This window comes from Acinetobacter sp. SWBY1, from assembly GCF_002946595.1.
GTDB classification, from domain to species: domain Bacteria; phylum Pseudomonadota; class Gammaproteobacteria; order Pseudomonadales; family Moraxellaceae; genus Acinetobacter; species Acinetobacter towneri.
Genome location: NZ_CP026616.1, coordinates 161337 through 175607 on the forward strand (window position 1 = coordinate 161337; position 14271 = coordinate 175607).

16 protein-coding genes and 1 pseudogene are annotated in these 14271 nt (G+C 40.9%); 11 read left to right on the forward strand and 6 right to left on the reverse strand.

All coding sequences use genetic code 11. The annotated features are described in order from the left end of the window. Window positions 1-14 precede the first annotated feature (14 nt). The 5 genes from C3Y93_RS00770 to C3Y93_RS00790 all read right to left on the reverse strand — a co-directional run bounded on the left by C3Y93_RS00770 (window position 15) and on the right by C3Y93_RS00790 (window position 2876). Window positions 15-797, reverse strand: a complete 783-nt coding sequence (locus C3Y93_RS00770; RefSeq protein ID WP_004971502.1) for a thiazole synthase — start codon at window positions 795-797, stop codon at window positions 15-17. Between the two features lie 13 nt (window positions 798-810). Then, window positions 811-1008, reverse strand: a complete 198-nt coding sequence (thiS, locus tag C3Y93_RS00775; RefSeq protein WP_104851805.1) for a sulfur carrier protein ThiS — start codon at window positions 1006-1008, stop codon at window positions 811-813. A 42-nt stretch (window positions 1009-1050) separates the two neighbouring features. Next, window positions 1051-1416 (reverse strand): DUF423 domain-containing protein, encoded by a 366-nt coding sequence (locus C3Y93_RS00780; RefSeq protein WP_104851806.1) that lies wholly within the window; start codon window positions 1414-1416, stop codon window positions 1051-1053. Between the two features lie 170 nt (window positions 1417-1586). After that, on the reverse strand, window positions 1587-2456 hold the full coding sequence (gene rpoH, locus C3Y93_RS00785; RefSeq protein WP_004971496.1) for an RNA polymerase sigma factor RpoH: 870 nt from the start codon (window positions 2454-2456) through the stop codon (window positions 1587-1589). 162 nt (window positions 2457-2618) lie between these two features. Continuing rightward, window positions 2619-2876 carry a sulfurtransferase TusA family protein gene (locus tag C3Y93_RS00790; protein ID WP_004971495.1) on the reverse strand — a complete coding sequence of 86 codons (258 nt, stop codon included), beginning with the start codon at window positions 2874-2876 and terminating at the stop codon, window positions 2619-2621. Window positions 2877-3353: 477 nt separating this feature from the next. Between C3Y93_RS00790 and C3Y93_RS00795 the strand changes: the two genes are divergently transcribed. From C3Y93_RS00795 to C3Y93_RS00805, 3 genes and pseudogenes are all read left to right on the forward strand, one after another. Next, window positions 3354-3566 carry a cold-shock protein gene (locus C3Y93_RS00795; protein ID WP_004648643.1) on the forward strand — a complete coding sequence of 71 codons (213 nt, stop codon included), beginning with the start codon at window positions 3354-3356 and terminating at the stop codon, window positions 3564-3566. A gap of 110 nt (window positions 3567-3676) precedes the next feature. Next, window positions 3677-4828, forward strand: coding sequence for an ATP-dependent RNA helicase RhlB (gene rhlB, locus C3Y93_RS00800; protein ID WP_004971493.1), 1152 nt, complete (start codon window positions 3677-3679; stop codon window positions 4826-4828). A gap of 113 nt (window positions 4829-4941) precedes the next feature. Then, window positions 4942-6161: pseudogene (locus C3Y93_RS00805) on the forward strand (IS256 family transposase). Window positions 6162-6258: 97 nt separating this feature from the next. Here C3Y93_RS00805 and C3Y93_RS00810 read toward each other — a convergent pair. Beyond that, window positions 6259-6636 carry a hypothetical protein gene (locus C3Y93_RS00810; protein ID WP_104851807.1) on the reverse strand — a complete coding sequence of 126 codons (378 nt, stop codon included), beginning with the start codon at window positions 6634-6636 and terminating at the stop codon, window positions 6259-6261. A gap of 380 nt (window positions 6637-7016) precedes the next feature. Between C3Y93_RS00810 and C3Y93_RS00815 the strand changes: the two genes are divergently transcribed. From C3Y93_RS00815 to purF, 8 genes are all read left to right on the forward strand, one after another. Continuing rightward, window positions 7017-7592, forward strand: a complete 576-nt coding sequence (locus C3Y93_RS00815; RefSeq protein ID WP_104851808.1) for a nitroreductase — start codon at window positions 7017-7019, stop codon at window positions 7590-7592. A gap of 26 nt (window positions 7593-7618) precedes the next feature. Beyond that, the gene (locus tag C3Y93_RS00820) at window positions 7619-8692 is read left to right on the forward strand and encodes an NAD(P)H-dependent glycerol-3-phosphate dehydrogenase (RefSeq protein WP_004971486.1); all 1074 of its coding nucleotides are present in this window, start codon (window positions 7619-7621) and stop codon (window positions 8690-8692) included. 155 nt (window positions 8693-8847) lie between these two features. Further along, window positions 8848-9303: a SixA phosphatase family protein gene (locus C3Y93_RS00825; RefSeq protein ID WP_004971483.1), complete on the forward strand. Its 456-nt coding sequence runs from the start codon at window positions 8848-8850 to the stop codon at window positions 9301-9303. 46 nt (window positions 9304-9349) lie between these two features. Then, a complete protein-coding gene (gspL, locus tag C3Y93_RS00830; protein ID WP_104851809.1) occupies window positions 9350-10489 on the forward strand; it encodes a type II secretion system protein GspL in 1140 nt (379 codons plus the stop codon). After that, window positions 10489-10968 (forward strand): type II secretion system protein GspM, encoded by a 480-nt coding sequence (gene gspM, locus C3Y93_RS00835; protein WP_104851810.1) that lies wholly within the window; start codon window positions 10489-10491, stop codon window positions 10966-10968. The genes gspL and gspM overlap by 1 nt, the downstream gene beginning before the upstream one ends. Window positions 10969-11079: 111 nt before the next feature. Further along, the gene (locus C3Y93_RS00840) at window positions 11080-12081 is read left to right on the forward strand and encodes a quinone-dependent dihydroorotate dehydrogenase (RefSeq protein WP_004971477.1); all 1002 of its coding nucleotides are present in this window, start codon (window positions 11080-11082) and stop codon (window positions 12079-12081) included. Between the two features lie 3 nt (window positions 12082-12084). Continuing rightward, window positions 12085-12666, forward strand: coding sequence for a CvpA family protein (locus tag C3Y93_RS00845; RefSeq protein WP_004971476.1), 582 nt, complete (start codon window positions 12085-12087; stop codon window positions 12664-12666). Window positions 12667-12691: 25 nt separating this feature from the next. After that, the gene (gene purF / locus C3Y93_RS00850) at window positions 12692-14230 is read left to right on the forward strand and encodes an amidophosphoribosyltransferase (RefSeq protein WP_104851811.1); all 1539 of its coding nucleotides are present in this window, start codon (window positions 12692-12694) and stop codon (window positions 14228-14230) included. Window positions 14231-14271 lie beyond the last annotated feature (41 nt).

Here is a 14271-nt window from a genome sequence, read left to right on the forward strand (position 1 = left end):
AAAGACCCTAATGATTATTTAAAGAAATAACCCGTTTCAGGTGAGCTGGCATTCGCCATACGCTTACGTGGCATACGTCCTGCCAAATAAGCTTCACGTCCTGCTTCTACTGCTTTACGCATCGCAGATGCCATTAGCACTGGGTTTTGTGCTGCTGCAATTGCAGTATTCATCAGCACACCATCGCAACCTAATTCCATTGCAATCGCAGCATCACTGGCAGTACCCACACCTGCATCTACCAATACAGGTACTTTGGCATTTTCTTTAATAATCGAAATGGTATGCGGGTTAAGAATACCTAAGCCTGAACCAATTAAACTACCTAATGGCATAATTGCCACGCAGCCCATACTTTCCAATTCTTGCGCCACAATCGGGTCATCGGAAGTGTAGACCATGATCTCAAAACCATCGTCAATTAGCGTGCGTGCAGCTTTTAAAGTTTCGGTGATATTTGGGTAAAGGGTTTTTTCATCGCCCAAAACTTCCAGTTTGACAAGGTTGTGACCATCTAGCAATTCACGTGCCAGCATGCAGGTGCGCACGGCACTGTTGGCATCAAAACATCCTGCTGTATTTGGCAAAATGGTGTATTTTTCTGGTGGAATTACGGAAAGTAAGTTTGGCTGATCTGGATGTTGCCCAATGTTTACACGACGAATGGCAACCGTGACAATTTCTGCGCCACTGGCTTGAATCGCCAAATCTGTTTCGGTTAAATCTTTATATTTGCCCGTACCCACCAATAAACGTGAATTAAAGGTACGTGAACCAATTTTAAAGGTATCTTGCATGGGTGCTCCGAGTTTAGCCGCCACCAACGGCATGAATAATTTCAATGCGGTCTTGATCGCAAATAGGGGTTTCGGCAAGTTTGCTTTTGGCAATAATTTTTTCGTTTTGCTCCACAGCAAAACGTTTGCCTTCTAAATCTAATGCCTGAATCAGTTGTAACAGGGTCGTGTGAGAGGTCTGTTGTGTTTCGCCATTCAGATAAATTTGCATGACCGTGAATCCATCTTCAAAATTACAAAATACAATTGAGCTTTATTTAACATATTTCATGGCTTGCCATGCTAAGGTCAGCCAGCCCGCAATCATGAGCACACCACCAATTGGGGTAATCATGCCCAAGCCACGGGCTAAATCCAATGCCATGATATACAGTGAACCGCAGAAAAATAAAATACCCAGTTGGATTAGAATAAAACTGGCTTTAATAGGAAGTTGTGGAATTACTTTGGCCAATATGCCCAATGCTAAAAGTCCAAGGGCATGATAGAAAAAATAATCTGTTGCAGTTTGCCACCAAAGCAATTGCGCTTCAGTTGCACGGGCCTTTAAGCCATGTGCACCAAATGCACCGAGCATGACTGCTATAGCTAAATTCAGGGCAGAAATTGCAATCCACATACGCAAATTGACCTATTTAATTTTGCGCTTAACCTTAGCACATTTTTAGGGGCGGGAAAATCTGAGATTTGCCTGCCTGTATGTAGCTGTACCAATTAAAGACAATAAAAAAGGGCAGTTTGCCCAATTTTATTTTTCGATGTGTCTGCATCAATTTGGAGAATGTCAGTTTAGTTTGATGACATCGCCACTTTAATTTTTTCCATGGCATTTTTTTCGAGCTGACGAATACGTTCTGCCGAAACATTATATTCTGCTGCCAATTCATGCAGGGTCGATTTATCATCATCTAACCAGCGACGCTGCAAAATGTTACGTGAACGATCATCCAACTGCTCCATGGCTTCATGTAGGGCAGAAGTGCTTTGTTCTTCGTAGTCTTCGTTTTCGACCAAACGTGCAGGGTCGTAACGGTTATCTTCCAAATACAATGCAGGTGCAACATAAGTTGAACCTTCATCGTCATCATCGCCCTGTGCTTCAAAAGCTGCGTCATAAGCCGTTAAACGACCTTCCATTTCCAAGACTTGTTCTGCAGTCACATTTAAGTCATTGGCAATAGATTGTGCTTCTTCAAGCGTCAGTTTCTTGCTAGATTTTTTGAGACTACGCAAATTAAAGAACAATTTACGCTGTGCTTTGGTGGTGGCAATTTTAACAATACGCCAGTTACGAATAACATATTCGTGAATTTCAGCTTTAATCCAATGCACGGCAAATGACACCAAACGCACGCCCATATTCGGGTCAAAGCGTTTCACGGCTTTCATTAAGCCCAAGTTGCCTTCCTGAATTAAATCGCCCTGCGGTAAACCATAGCCCGCATAACTTCGTGCAATATGCACCACAAAACGTAAATGCGACATGACCAACATTTTGGCCGCGTCTAAATCTTGATCGTAATAATAACGCTCGGCTAACTCTTTTTCTTGTTCAGCCGTTAAAATAGGAATTTGGTTAACAGTACTAATATAAGCCCCGAGGTTTACCCCTGGTGCAGATAATGACAGGGGCATCAACTGATTGCTGCTGTCACTCATGAGATCTCCTTATAGGATTGGGTAGGTAAAATAACCGATGTCTTTATCTTAATGCCAATATTCTACTTAAATAAGTAAAATTGGTGTAGATATGTAAATCTTTATAGCAATAAGCGGCGAATATTAAGTCATTAAAACAAATGAACAATCAAATAGATGCACTTATTGCGATGATTTTGGCTTGGCAACATCAATCACATAATGAAACTCTGTTGCCGAAATCTGGCTTGCTTCACAGCCGTATTGATGTAACTGACAATAACGCGCCACATCTTGCTGGCTGTGCGGATCAGATGACTTCAATAAAAACCGTGCAGAATCTGAATGTTTAAGGGCACGTTTCAGCATCAATAAAGGCATAGGACAAGGTTGTCCCATAGCATCAATCACTATGATAGGTTGTTCAGCATCACACAGCATTGAAGTAAAATTTCGCCTTAAAAAACAGAATGATCATATTAGCAAATTCGTTCACAAATCCCAAATAAATTTCATCTGAAGCATCCAGACTATTCATTGCGCGGCTTACTGCGCATAAGGGCAAGAGAATTGGCTTATTTTGCGAGATATTTGCAATAAAATTTATAGATCAAAATTGTGCTAAGTCACTTAACAGAAATAAAAATTTTCTATTTGTTCAACTCGTTTCAAACTGAACAAGATAAATCAAAAAAAATCTATTAATTGTCATAAAGCCGTGTTAAGCTCGATGCGTATTTAGGATTTTAGATAGACAATCGTTGTTTGTCGCCCTATTACAAATGGATGTAACCGGGATTTTGTTAATAGTTATACAGAATGATTACAAGCTTAGAAATAAAAATATTTTTAAACTTTGTTTGCTCTGCTGTTTGCAACACCGGGTGGTCCTTCTTTTTAATCAATGAGGATTAACTTATGACAGCTCGTGAACAAGGCGTAGTTAAATGGTTCAACGACACTAAAGGCTTTGGCTTTATCCAACGCAATGGCGGCGACGATGTATTCGTTCACTTCCGTGCGATCCAAGGTGACGGCCACCGTTCACTTCGTGACGGCCAACGTGTTGAATTCAGCGTAGTAAAAGGCCAAAAAGGCTTCCAAGCTGAAGAAGTACAGCCATTAGACTAATCACTCGATTATTCTAAAAAAACGCTCCAATCCTGATTGGGGCGTTTTTTATTTGTATTTCTGTTTATAATAGGTCAGTTTTTTGTCTGTATAAGTTCGAGCACATATTTATGTCATCTGGTTTTGAAACCTTAAATTTACATCCGCAATTGAAACAGGCTATTGATGCTTTGGGTTTCAAGGAAATGACGCCAATTCAGCAAAAGGTTTTAAAATTTACTTTGGCTGGACATGATGCCATTGGTCGTGCGCAAACAGGTACAGGAAAAACTGCTGCCTTTTTAATTAGTGTGATCAACGATTTATTGAATAACCCAATTCAAGGACAGCGTTATCGTGGTGAACCACGTGCATTGGTTTTAGCGCCTACGCGTGAATTGGCTTTGCAAATCGAAAGTGATGCAAAAGACTTAACCAAATTTACCGACTTAAATGTGGTGACTTTGTTGGGTGGTGTAGATTTTGATAAGCAAAAGTCACAACTCAATAAAAACTTTGTCGATATTATTGTTGCGACACCAGGGCGCTTGATTGATTTTGTAGAACAAAAAGAAGTTTGGCTAGATCAGATTGAGTTTTTAGTGATTGATGAAGCAGACCGCTTGCTGGATATGGGCTTTATTCCATCGGTAAAACGTATTGTGCGTTATTCACCGCGTAAGGAACAGCGTCAGACGTTAATGTTCTCGGCAACTTTTAGTTATGATGTGTTGAACTTGGCTCAACAGTGGTTATTTGAACCTGTTACAGTCGAAATTGAACCTGAAAAGAAAACCAATGCCGATGTTGAGCAACGGGTATATATGGTTGCCAAAACCGATAAATACAAATTGCTTGAAGAAATTTTACGTGATGAGCCGATTGAAAAAGTCATGATTTTTGCCAATCGGCGTGATCAGGTGCGTAAGCTTTATGATCATTTAAAGCGTGATGGCTATAAAGTGGTGATGTTGTCAGGTGAAATTGCCCAAGACAAACGCTTAAAAATGCTGGATCAGTTTAAAAATGGCAAACATAACATCATGATTGCAACAGACGTTGCAGGGCGTGGTATTCATGTCGATGGTGTTTCGCATGTGGTGAATTTCACTTTGCCTGAACAGTCAGATGATTATGTGCACCGTATTGGTCGTACAGGTCGTGCAGGTACACGTGGTGTGAGTATTAGCTTCTTGTCGGAAGATGATGCGTTCTATTTACCAGAAATTGAAAAAGCCATTGGTCAAAAATTGCCATTAACACGTTTAGATGGTTATTGCTAATTACTCATTTAAGCTATTTTTTAGTTTAAATCCTGCTGTTCTTAGTTTAAAAGTGGTAGTGTTCAAAAAACTGTGTCATTTCCTTAAACTGTTAAAAACAGGAATGATGCATTATGGCAACTACATTTGATTTTGAAACAGCCTTAAAACAACTCCAGTCAGGACAAGCACTGACTGGAGAAAATGGCATACTCACCCCTTTAATTAAACAGCTGACCGAAGCTGCTCTTGAAGCAGAAATCGAGAATTACATTGAAGCGAATCCGAAACAAGGTAATCGCCGCAATGGCTATACTCGCAAACAGTAAAATCTACATCAGGTTCATTTGAGCTTGAAACCCCTAGAGATCGAAATGGTGAATTTGAGCCACAGTTAGTTAAAAAGAACCAGACCAAATTATCAGAAGAAATTGACAATAAAATCATATCACTCTATGCACTTGGTATGAGCTATCGTGATATTCAAAAGCATGTTGCTGATATGTATGGATTGGAGATTTCAGATGGTGCTATCACCAATATTACAGATAAGCTCCTCCCTCAGTTACAAGCATGGAAACAACGCCCACTCGATACAATTTATCCCTTTGTTTGGTTAGATGCCATACATTACAAAGTGAAGGATAAAGGTGTTTATGTGAGCAAAGCGATCTATACCATTTTAGCTTTAAATGTTGAAGGTAAGAAGGAACTACTCGGCTTGCATTTGTCGGAAAGCGAAGGGGCGAACCATTGGCTTAGTGTACTGACAGACCTACAAAATCGTGGTGTTCAGGATATTCTGATTGCCTGCCTTGCGAAGCAGCGCTTCTCAGGACTAAAAGGTTTCCCCGAAGCCATAGCAGCGATTTACCCTCAAACAGAAATACAACTGTGTATCGTTCATCAAATCCGTAATTCTTTACGCTATGTTGCCAGTAAAGATCAGAAGGCATTTATGGCTGATTTAAAGCCAATTTACCGTGCTGTTACCAAAGGGGCGGCAGAAGTAGCACTGGATGAGCTAGAAGAAAAATGGGGCGAAAAATATGGTGTGGTCATTCAGTCATGGCGTACCAAATGGCATCTACTATCCGCCTATTTCAAATACCCTAAAGCGATTAGGAAGCCGATTTACACCACCAATGCCGTTGAAGCCGTACATCGTCAATTCCGCAAACTAACCAAAACCAAAGGAGCTTTCCCCAATGAGGATAGTCTGATGAAATTGCTGTATATTGGTATTCAACAGGCATCAGAAAAATGGACAATGCCTATTCAGGAATGGGGACAAACGATTACTCAATTATCCATTTACTTTGAAGGTCGATTAGATGATATAATTAAAATCTAGTCAAATTTACTGACACAGAATTTTGAACGCCCTCTTAAAAGTCGCTCTCAGTGGAGCGACTTTTTTGTATTTGCTTCTTATGTCGTGCTGTAATAATTTACTTTGCCTGACATCTAAAGGTCAGCACAGTTTGATAATCATCATCACGGGTAATATCAGTATTACGTCCCGCAATTGTACCTAAAACAGTTGCTGCCGCCTGAATCATTTGTCCCGTTTGCTCATCGACTACACCTTTGAGTGCGCCGTTATAAGATGTTTTTTCATCAACCAAGACTGGAGCGGCACGAGTACCACAGGTTTTATTGGCAGCTGTAATTGCATTATTTTTGGCAATAATATTACTTTTACCTAAACCTGTGACTTCATATAGGTTGTTTTCTTTTTGAATGGCAAGAGAATTATTTGGCGTGGTGGCACATGCGGTTAAAAGTGCAAAAACGGCAAGGCTAGAAAAGGCGACTATTTTTTTCATATCTACCTCGGGGCTAAAACGCTGTAGCGCGTATTGTTTGTTGATGATATTTCAATTCAAATGTGTAGAGATTGAAAATAACAATTTGATCTAGTTGAACATAATCTGGATGGTTTTAGATGTAGACACTGTATAGGCTGTGTTGATAATTCGTCATTCATTTATACACATCAAACCCAATCCATAATGTATTTTCATGCTCTTAAACTATAGATGAATGCGTCAAAGCATCATTGTTTAGATGTGCTGAGCAGGTTCATCTTAAAAGTGCAGACATATAGACCCTAATCAGAATCTTGCAAATAAGCATACGGAAATAGCGCAATTTTTTGAGTTTATGCTAATCTTAACCGAGCTTTTTGAAATAGTTATATAAGTCAATGACGGATACAGCGGTAGAAATCGTTCATCAAAATATTCATCAACGTCAGTCTACGGGGCAGTTAGTTGAACCTGCACCAAATACTGAGCAGCTAGAAATGGCTTTTCAGGCAGCTTTAACCGCACCAGATCATCATCGTTTAAAACCTACGCGCTTTGTGGTGATTACTGCCGAGCAACGTGCAGCATTTGGTGAGTTACTTTCTCAAGCCTTGGCAGACATGGGCGAAACCGATGCGGTTCAGTTGGAGCGAGTGAAACAGCATCCATTTCGTGCGCCACTTTTAGTGTTGGCGTTAACACAATTTCAGGATCATCCAAAAGTGCCATGTTTTGAGCAGACTTTAAGTACAGGTGCTGCGGTACAGAACTTTTTATTGTCTTTGCAGGCGCAGGGTTTTGCCAGTATGTGGCGCAGTGGTGCAGTCGTTGAGTCAAACTTGCTGAAACAAGCTTTAAACTTAAATGCAGATGATTTAATTTCAGGCATTATTTATGTGGGAACAGCAGCCAAAGCCATTCCTGCCCGCACTGAGTTGAATACGCAAGCTTATGTTCGTTATTGGAACGCATAAGTCTTTATTTTTAGGATATAACAATAATGTCAGAGTTAAATTTTGCCGATTTGGTTGAACCTGTTGCAATAGATCGAAAAACTGCGTTACGCATTACAGTGCTAGGTGGTGGCAGTTTTGGTACAGCAATGGCCAATACAGCAGTGCGTAATGGCTGCGACACGATGATTTGGATTCGTGATGAAGCGACTGCCAAAGAAATTAATGAAACGCATATTAATCGACGTTATTTGCCAGATTTTCAGTTGGAGCAGGGTTTAAGAGCCGTTTCAGATTTGGAAACTGCAGTTCGTGACCGTGACATTATTTTAGTGGCTATTCCAAGTCATTCTTTCCGTGATGTGTTGCGTCAAATTAAACCTTTTATTAGTGCGCAAGCAGTGGTGTCTTTAACCAAGGGTATTGAAGCCAAAACCTTTAGTTTTATGAGCGATATTATCCGCGAAGAATTGCCTGAAGTGCCGTATGGCGTATTGTCTGGCCCAAACCTTGCTAAAGAAATTGTGGCGGGGCAGCCTGCAGGTACGGTCATTGCCAGTCATTCTGAATTGGTGCGTTATGCGGTGCAGCAAGCTTTACACAGTGCGTTATTCCGTGTTTTTGCCAGCGATGATGTGAATGGTGTGGAATTAGGCGGTGCGCTGAAAAATATTTATGCTGTGGCAATGGGCATGGCAGCCGCTTATAACGTGGGTGAAAATACCAAGAGTATGATTTTAACCCGTGCATTGGCAGAAATGAGTCGTTTTGCGGTTAAGCTTGGTGCAAATCCATTGACCTTTTTGGGTTTGTCGGGTGTCGGTGACTTGTTTGCAACATGTAGCAGTCCATTGAGTCGTAACTATCAAGTGGGTTATGCATTGGGCAAAGGTAAAACTTTGGAACAAGCCACAGAAGAATTGGGGCAAACAGCCGAAGGGATTAATACCATTGTACAAGTGCGGGCGCGCTCGAATGAATTAGATGTGTATATGCCAATTACTTGTGCGCTTTATGAAGTGATTTTTGAAGGTGCGCCACCCATGAACATTGCGCTGTCTTTAATGAAGAATGGACATCGTAGTGATGTGGAATTTGTCTTGCCGCATCATCAAGTTTAGTTTTACATCCATAAAAACAGCGCCACAGTAGGTAAAAACTTGCATGGAATATGACAGTTTGGTGAACTGAATTGTCATATTCTCAGGTTATACTGAGCGCATAATTTGAGTTAAATTGACACAACTTAATGTGTATCATCCTATAAGGAAATTCTATGCAACTGACTCTTGTTCGTCATGGTGAAGCCGCTCCTGCGATTATGGGCAATGATCATCAGCGTCCTTTGACTGAGCGTGGTCATATACAAGCACAAGAAACGGCAGACTATTTAAAAAATATCATTCAGCCCGATGTGTTTGTGGTTAGTCCTTTATTGCGTGCACAAGAAACCTTGGCACATTTGCAGCAATATTTTAAAGATGTGCCTGTGGTGGTCTGCAATACGATTAAACCTGAAGATGATGCAAAAGTTGCGGTGGAATGGTTGTCACAATTGCCGTATGAGTCAATTGCGGTGGTGTGTCACATGAATGTGGTGGCACACATGGCAGAAATTTTGACTTCAGAATCTTTCCATCCCTATCATTTGGCAGAAGCACGTATTTATGAGCAGGCAGTAATTGCTGCGGGACTTTCAACCCAAATCAAAAGTTTTATTCCAAACGCATAAAATAAATGTATAAAGTTAAATACAATTCAACGGTAGAACGATAATAATGCTGTATTTATGGATGCCAGAAGCCAATGGGGTTTGGCAATGGTCAAATGGGGAACACTGGACACAGGCAGATAATCTTGATGCCTTGATTCAGGCATTGCAATCTTTTCAAGGAAAAGATGCTGTGGTGTTTTTCCCAAGCCGTGATGTGCAAATTATGCAACAAACTTTACCTAAAGCCCAATATAAACAATTGGGTACCGATGGTGTGAAGTATTTATTAGAAGAATATACCGTATTGCCAATTGATGCGATGCAGGTGGCTCATCATTTTCAGCCACCTGAGCTAATAACCGTGCTGGGAGTTGCCAAGCATAGTATTGAAACCTATTTGCATGTATTAAGTTTGTTGCCAGTTAAAATCAGTGCATTGTTACCTGATTTTTTAATTTTGCCGCAACCTGAACCAGGGCAAACGGTGATTGGAAATATTTGCGGACGCTTGTTGGTACGTGAAAGTGAATTTTTAGGTTATTCAGTTGATGATCTGGCACTTTATCTAGATTATCAAACTGCAGAACGAAACTATAAAATCACCAACTTTAGTGCAGAACAAATGCAAAGTATTGAAGCATTTGCAACACAAGAACAATTAGAAAGCTTTCATTATGTAGTACCTGCATTAGTGAAAGCCAAACAGCATCCATTCAATATGCTGCCAAAATCCAAGCAAGACACGGGTGTTTCAGGTTATTGGAAAGCCTGTGCAGCAGTATTTCTTGGGATTTTAATTGTACAGTTTAGCTATGATGCACTGCGTTGGAGCAAACTTAAAAAAGTAGCAGATCAAACAGCGGTTCAAGCCATAGAACAATATCAATATTGGTTTGGTGCAAATAGTCGTATTACCGAACAAAATATTCAAAGCCAGTTTGAAAGTCAGGTACGCATGAGTAAAAATGCAGATACTCAAGCGCTGCAATTGCTCAGTCGTGTTGGCCCTGTGTTGATGCAAAATCAAATTGTGGCCAATCGTGTGAGTTTTGATGCCAATATGTTGAACATGGAATTGAATGCCAACTCGGCAGCGACCTTACAAGCGCTCACTCAGCAATTGAATCAGCAGGGTTTTAAGGTCGAGCTGGGTAATATTCAGCCGAGCGCGTCAGGTGCAGTAGGATTGGTGAAAATACAATAATGAAAGCCATGGAAAAAATGTCAACTTGGTTCGATCAACGTATTGAACTGATACAAGATTATCTAGATCGTTTAAATACACGTGAACGTGTTTTGGTGGTATTTACCACAATCTTTGTGATCGTTGCTGCTGTGGGTTCTGCGTTGTGGTATATGCATGCCGCAGCCGAAAAACAGCAAAAACGGGTAAATGATCTTAAAGATTTGGTGGTGGTGATGCAAACTCATGCAGTCACCATGAAACCAGCTAATGATGCTCAACTCAGTGCAGCCGATAAAATTCAGCGTGTGGCTCAGCAACAGGGTTTATCGGTTGCTTCGCAGCAAAGTGGTGACAAGATGCTACTGGTGGCGAGTCATGCCAATTATGCTGTGTTGGCAAATTTTTTAACCCAATTGGCGCAAATGGGTTTAAGTATCGAAAAAATGGAATTAATTTCTGAAGCAGGGCAGATTAAATTAACAGCGACAGTCCAGTAAAGGTTAAAAATAAAGTCCGAAACTCGGAAAATAAACCCATGTCAAGCATAGCGTTTTGACTGGGCTAAGCCTATAATATGGCGACTTAGAAAGCAGTAGACTTTTGCAGATATGTTGTATTCTCTAGCCCGCCCGTTGTTATTTTCTTTAGCACCAGAGCGTGCACATGAGCTGACACTATCACTATTGAAATCGAGCCATAAAATGGGCTTGATGCGTCAAAAGACTGTAGCGAAACCTGTGACTTGTATGGGAATTGAATTCCCTAATCCAGTAGGTTTGGCAGCAGGTCTAGACAAAAATGGTGCATATATTGATGCCTTGGCTGGTTTAGGCTTTGGGTTTATTGAAATTGGTACCATTACGCCACGTCCTCAAGCGGGCAATCCGCATCCACGTTTATTCCGTATTCCACAGGCCAAAGCCATTATTAACCGTATGGGTTTTAATAATGATGGGGTCGATCAGCTGATTGAAAACGTCAAAGCGGCAAAATTTAAAGGTATTTTAGGGATTAATATTGGTAAAAATGCCGATACGCCTGTTGAAAATGCGGTAGATGATTATCTGATTTGTCTAGAAAAAGTCTATAACTATGCCTCTTATATCACCGTAAACATTTCATCACCGAATACCAAAAACTTGCGCAGTTTGCAAAGTGGTGATGCGCTGACTGAGTTATTGCAAACCCTCAAACAGCGTCAGTTGGAGTTAGCCGAAGAACATCAACATTATGTGCCGTTGGTATTAAAAGTTGCTCCAGATTTAGACCCTGAAGATATTCAGTTTATTGCCAAACAATTATTGCAATTCAAAATTGATGGTCTGATTGTGACCAATACCACTTTGTCGCGCGAAGGTGTAGAAAACTTGCCGCATGGCGATGAAGCTGGTGGTTTATCGGGTGCGCCTGTGTTTGAAAAAAGTACTGCATGTTTGGCAGCATTTTCAGCAGCACTGAAAGGTGAAATTCCTTTAATTGGTGTAGGTGGCATTTTATCGGGCGAACAAGCGGTTGCCAAAAAAAATGCAGGTGCAAGCTTGGTTCAGGTGTATAGTGGTTTAATCTATGCAGGTCCTGAGCTGGTTCAAGATTGTGTGAACGCCTTATAACTTATGAATACCATTGATATCGTTATTCTGATTCTCTTGCTTATTGGAGGGTTGAACGGTTTGCGACAAGGATTTATTAAAGCCTTTGCGAACTTGGTAGGATGGATTTTTGCCCTAATTGTTGCGGCAAAATATGCAGTTGTCCTAGCACCTTCGATGACAGCACTCAGTAGCGATCCTGTGGTACAAAAAATTGCAGCCTTTGCATTTATTGTCTTGGTGATTGTGGTACTGACCTGGATTGTAACCGCTGTTTTAAATGGTGTTTTAAAGAGCTTGAAACTTGGCCCATTAAATCGTTTGGCAGGCGGTGCATTTGGTACCTTGAAAGGCTTACTCATTGTTCTTATTACCATTCAAGGCATTGGTCCTTGGGTCGAAAGCTCGCCTTATTGGAAACAGTCTAAATTTGTACAAACTTTATTGCCGTATGCACCGTGGGCAACAGAACTCTCCAAAGACGCTGCCAATGAGGCTTTACAGCACATCAAGTCGAAAGATGCCGCGCCATCTTCCGACATCGCATCTGACGCAAAAGAAAATCGCTCTGGCGCAGATGGCTCAACGAATAATCCTTTTTATTAATCCCTAGCTGGTCTGCGAGGTTGCTATGTGTGGAGTTGTTGGTATAGCTGGTAAATCACCTGTTAACCAAATGTTGTTTGATGCATTAACGATGTTACAACATCGTGGACAGGATGCAGCTGGGATCGTAACTTGCCACAATGGACGTTTGTTCTTGCGTAAAGATAACGGTATGGTGCGTGATGTATTCCATACGCGTCACATGCGTGCGTTGCAAGGTAATTATGGTATTGGGCACGTGCGTTATCCAACTGCAGGTTCATCTAGCAGTGCCGAAGCGCAGCCATTTTATGTGAACTCGCCGTACGGGATTACTTTGGCACACAATGGTAATTTGACCAATGCCGAAGAAATTCACGAAGATCTGTTTAAAACAGATTTACGTCACATGAACACCGATTCTGACTCAGAAGTGTTATTGAACGTATTTGCACATGAATTGCAAAAACGTGGCAAATTAAACCCAACTTCAGAAGATATTTTTCATGTGATCAGCCGTGTGCATGAGCGTTGTAAGGGTGCTTATGGCGTTGTTGCTATGATTACAGGTCAAGGCTTGGTTGGCTTCCGTGATCCAAATGGTATCCGTCCATTGATTTACGGTTCACGTGAAACTGAACAGGGCATGGAATATATTATTGCATCAGAATCTGTGGCAATTACTGCACTTGGCTTTAAAGTTGAACGTGATATTGCGCCGGGTGAAGCGATCTTTATTAATGACGCAGGTGAATTATTTACCCAGCAATGTGCCGCTAAACCTGAATATCGCCCATGTATTTTTGAGTATGTATATTTTGCTCGTCCAGATGCGACCATTGATGGTATTTCAGTGTATAAAGCGCGTTTGAAAATGGGTGAAAAACTGGCGCATAAAATTACCCAAGAGTGGGGCGAGCAACACGATATTGATGTCGTTATTCCAATTCCAGATACATCACGTACATCAGCTTTAGAATTGGCAAATACTTTAGGGGTTAAATTCCGTGAAGGTTTTATGAAAAACCGCTATATCGGACGTACCTTTATTATGCCAGGTCAGCAATTGCGTAAAAAATCAGTACGCCAAAAACTCAACCCTGTAGAGCTTGAGTTTAAAGGCAAAAATGTACTGTTGGTGGATGACTCGATTGTCCGTGGTACGACCTGTAACGAAATTATCCAAATGGCACGTGATGCAGGTGCGAAAAAAGTATTCTTTGCTTCTGCAGCGCCAATGGTGAAATATCCAAACGTGTATGGTATTGATATGCCAGCCAAAGATGAATTAATTGCGTCTAACCGTAATGTTGAAGAAATTCGTGAAATTATTGGTGCAGACCGTTTAATTTTCCAAGATTTAGAAGATTTAAAACAAGCGGTTCGTACCCATAAAGTGTCGCATTTAACTGAATTTGATTGTTCAGTATTTGATGGTGTGTATGTGGCTGGCGGAATTGACGAAGCTTATCTGAATGATCTTGAGCAAAAGCGTAACGACTTGGCTAAAAAAGGCAAAGATGGTTATATTGATGTCAATATTGATGCCGCGTCAGTAGACTTAACTGGTGTAAAAGAGAGTTAATTCTTTTTCTGATCAGCTCAGTGAGAAAAGCGGGAAATTCC

Coding starts and splice junctions, on each gene's coding strand:
- C3Y93_RS00770 (WP_004971502.1), bottom strand. CDS start 797: ATGCAAGATACCTTTAAAATTGGTTCACGTACCTTTAATTCACGTTTA.
- thiS (WP_104851805.1), bottom strand. CDS start 1,008: ATGCAAATTTATCTGAATGGCGAAACACAACAGACCTCTCACACGACC.
- C3Y93_RS00780 (WP_104851806.1), bottom strand. CDS start 1,416: ATGTGGATTGCAATTTCTGCCCTGAATTTAGCTATAGCAGTCATGCTC.
- rpoH (WP_004971496.1), bottom strand. CDS start 2,456: ATGAGTGACAGCAGCAATCAGTTGATGCCCCTGTCATTATCTGCACCA.
- C3Y93_RS00790 (WP_004971495.1), bottom strand. CDS start 2,876: ATGCTGTGTGATGCTGAACAACCTATCATAGTGATTGATGCTATGGGA.
- C3Y93_RS00795 (WP_004648643.1), top strand. CDS start 3,354: ATGACAGCTCGTGAACAAGGCGTAGTTAAATGGTTCAACGACACTAAA.
- rhlB (WP_004971493.1), top strand. CDS start 3,677: ATGTCATCTGGTTTTGAAACCTTAAATTTACATCCGCAATTGAAACAG.
- C3Y93_RS00810 (WP_104851807.1), bottom strand. CDS start 6,636: ATGAAAAAAATAGTCGCCTTTTCTAGCCTTGCCGTTTTTGCACTTTTA.
- C3Y93_RS00815 (WP_104851808.1), top strand. CDS start 7,017: ATGACGGATACAGCGGTAGAAATCGTTCATCAAAATATTCATCAACGT.
- C3Y93_RS00820 (WP_004971486.1), top strand. CDS start 7,619: ATGTCAGAGTTAAATTTTGCCGATTTGGTTGAACCTGTTGCAATAGAT.
- C3Y93_RS00825 (WP_004971483.1), top strand. CDS start 8,848: ATGCAACTGACTCTTGTTCGTCATGGTGAAGCCGCTCCTGCGATTATG.
- gspL (WP_104851809.1), top strand. CDS start 9,350: ATGCTGTATTTATGGATGCCAGAAGCCAATGGGGTTTGGCAATGGTCA.
- gspM (WP_104851810.1), top strand. CDS start 10,489: ATGAAAGCCATGGAAAAAATGTCAACTTGGTTCGATCAACGTATTGAA.
- C3Y93_RS00840 (WP_004971477.1), top strand. CDS start 11,080: ATGTTGTATTCTCTAGCCCGCCCGTTGTTATTTTCTTTAGCACCAGAG.
- C3Y93_RS00845 (WP_004971476.1), top strand. CDS start 12,085: ATGAATACCATTGATATCGTTATTCTGATTCTCTTGCTTATTGGAGGG.
- purF (WP_104851811.1), top strand. CDS start 12,692: ATGTGTGGAGTTGTTGGTATAGCTGGTAAATCACCTGTTAACCAAATG.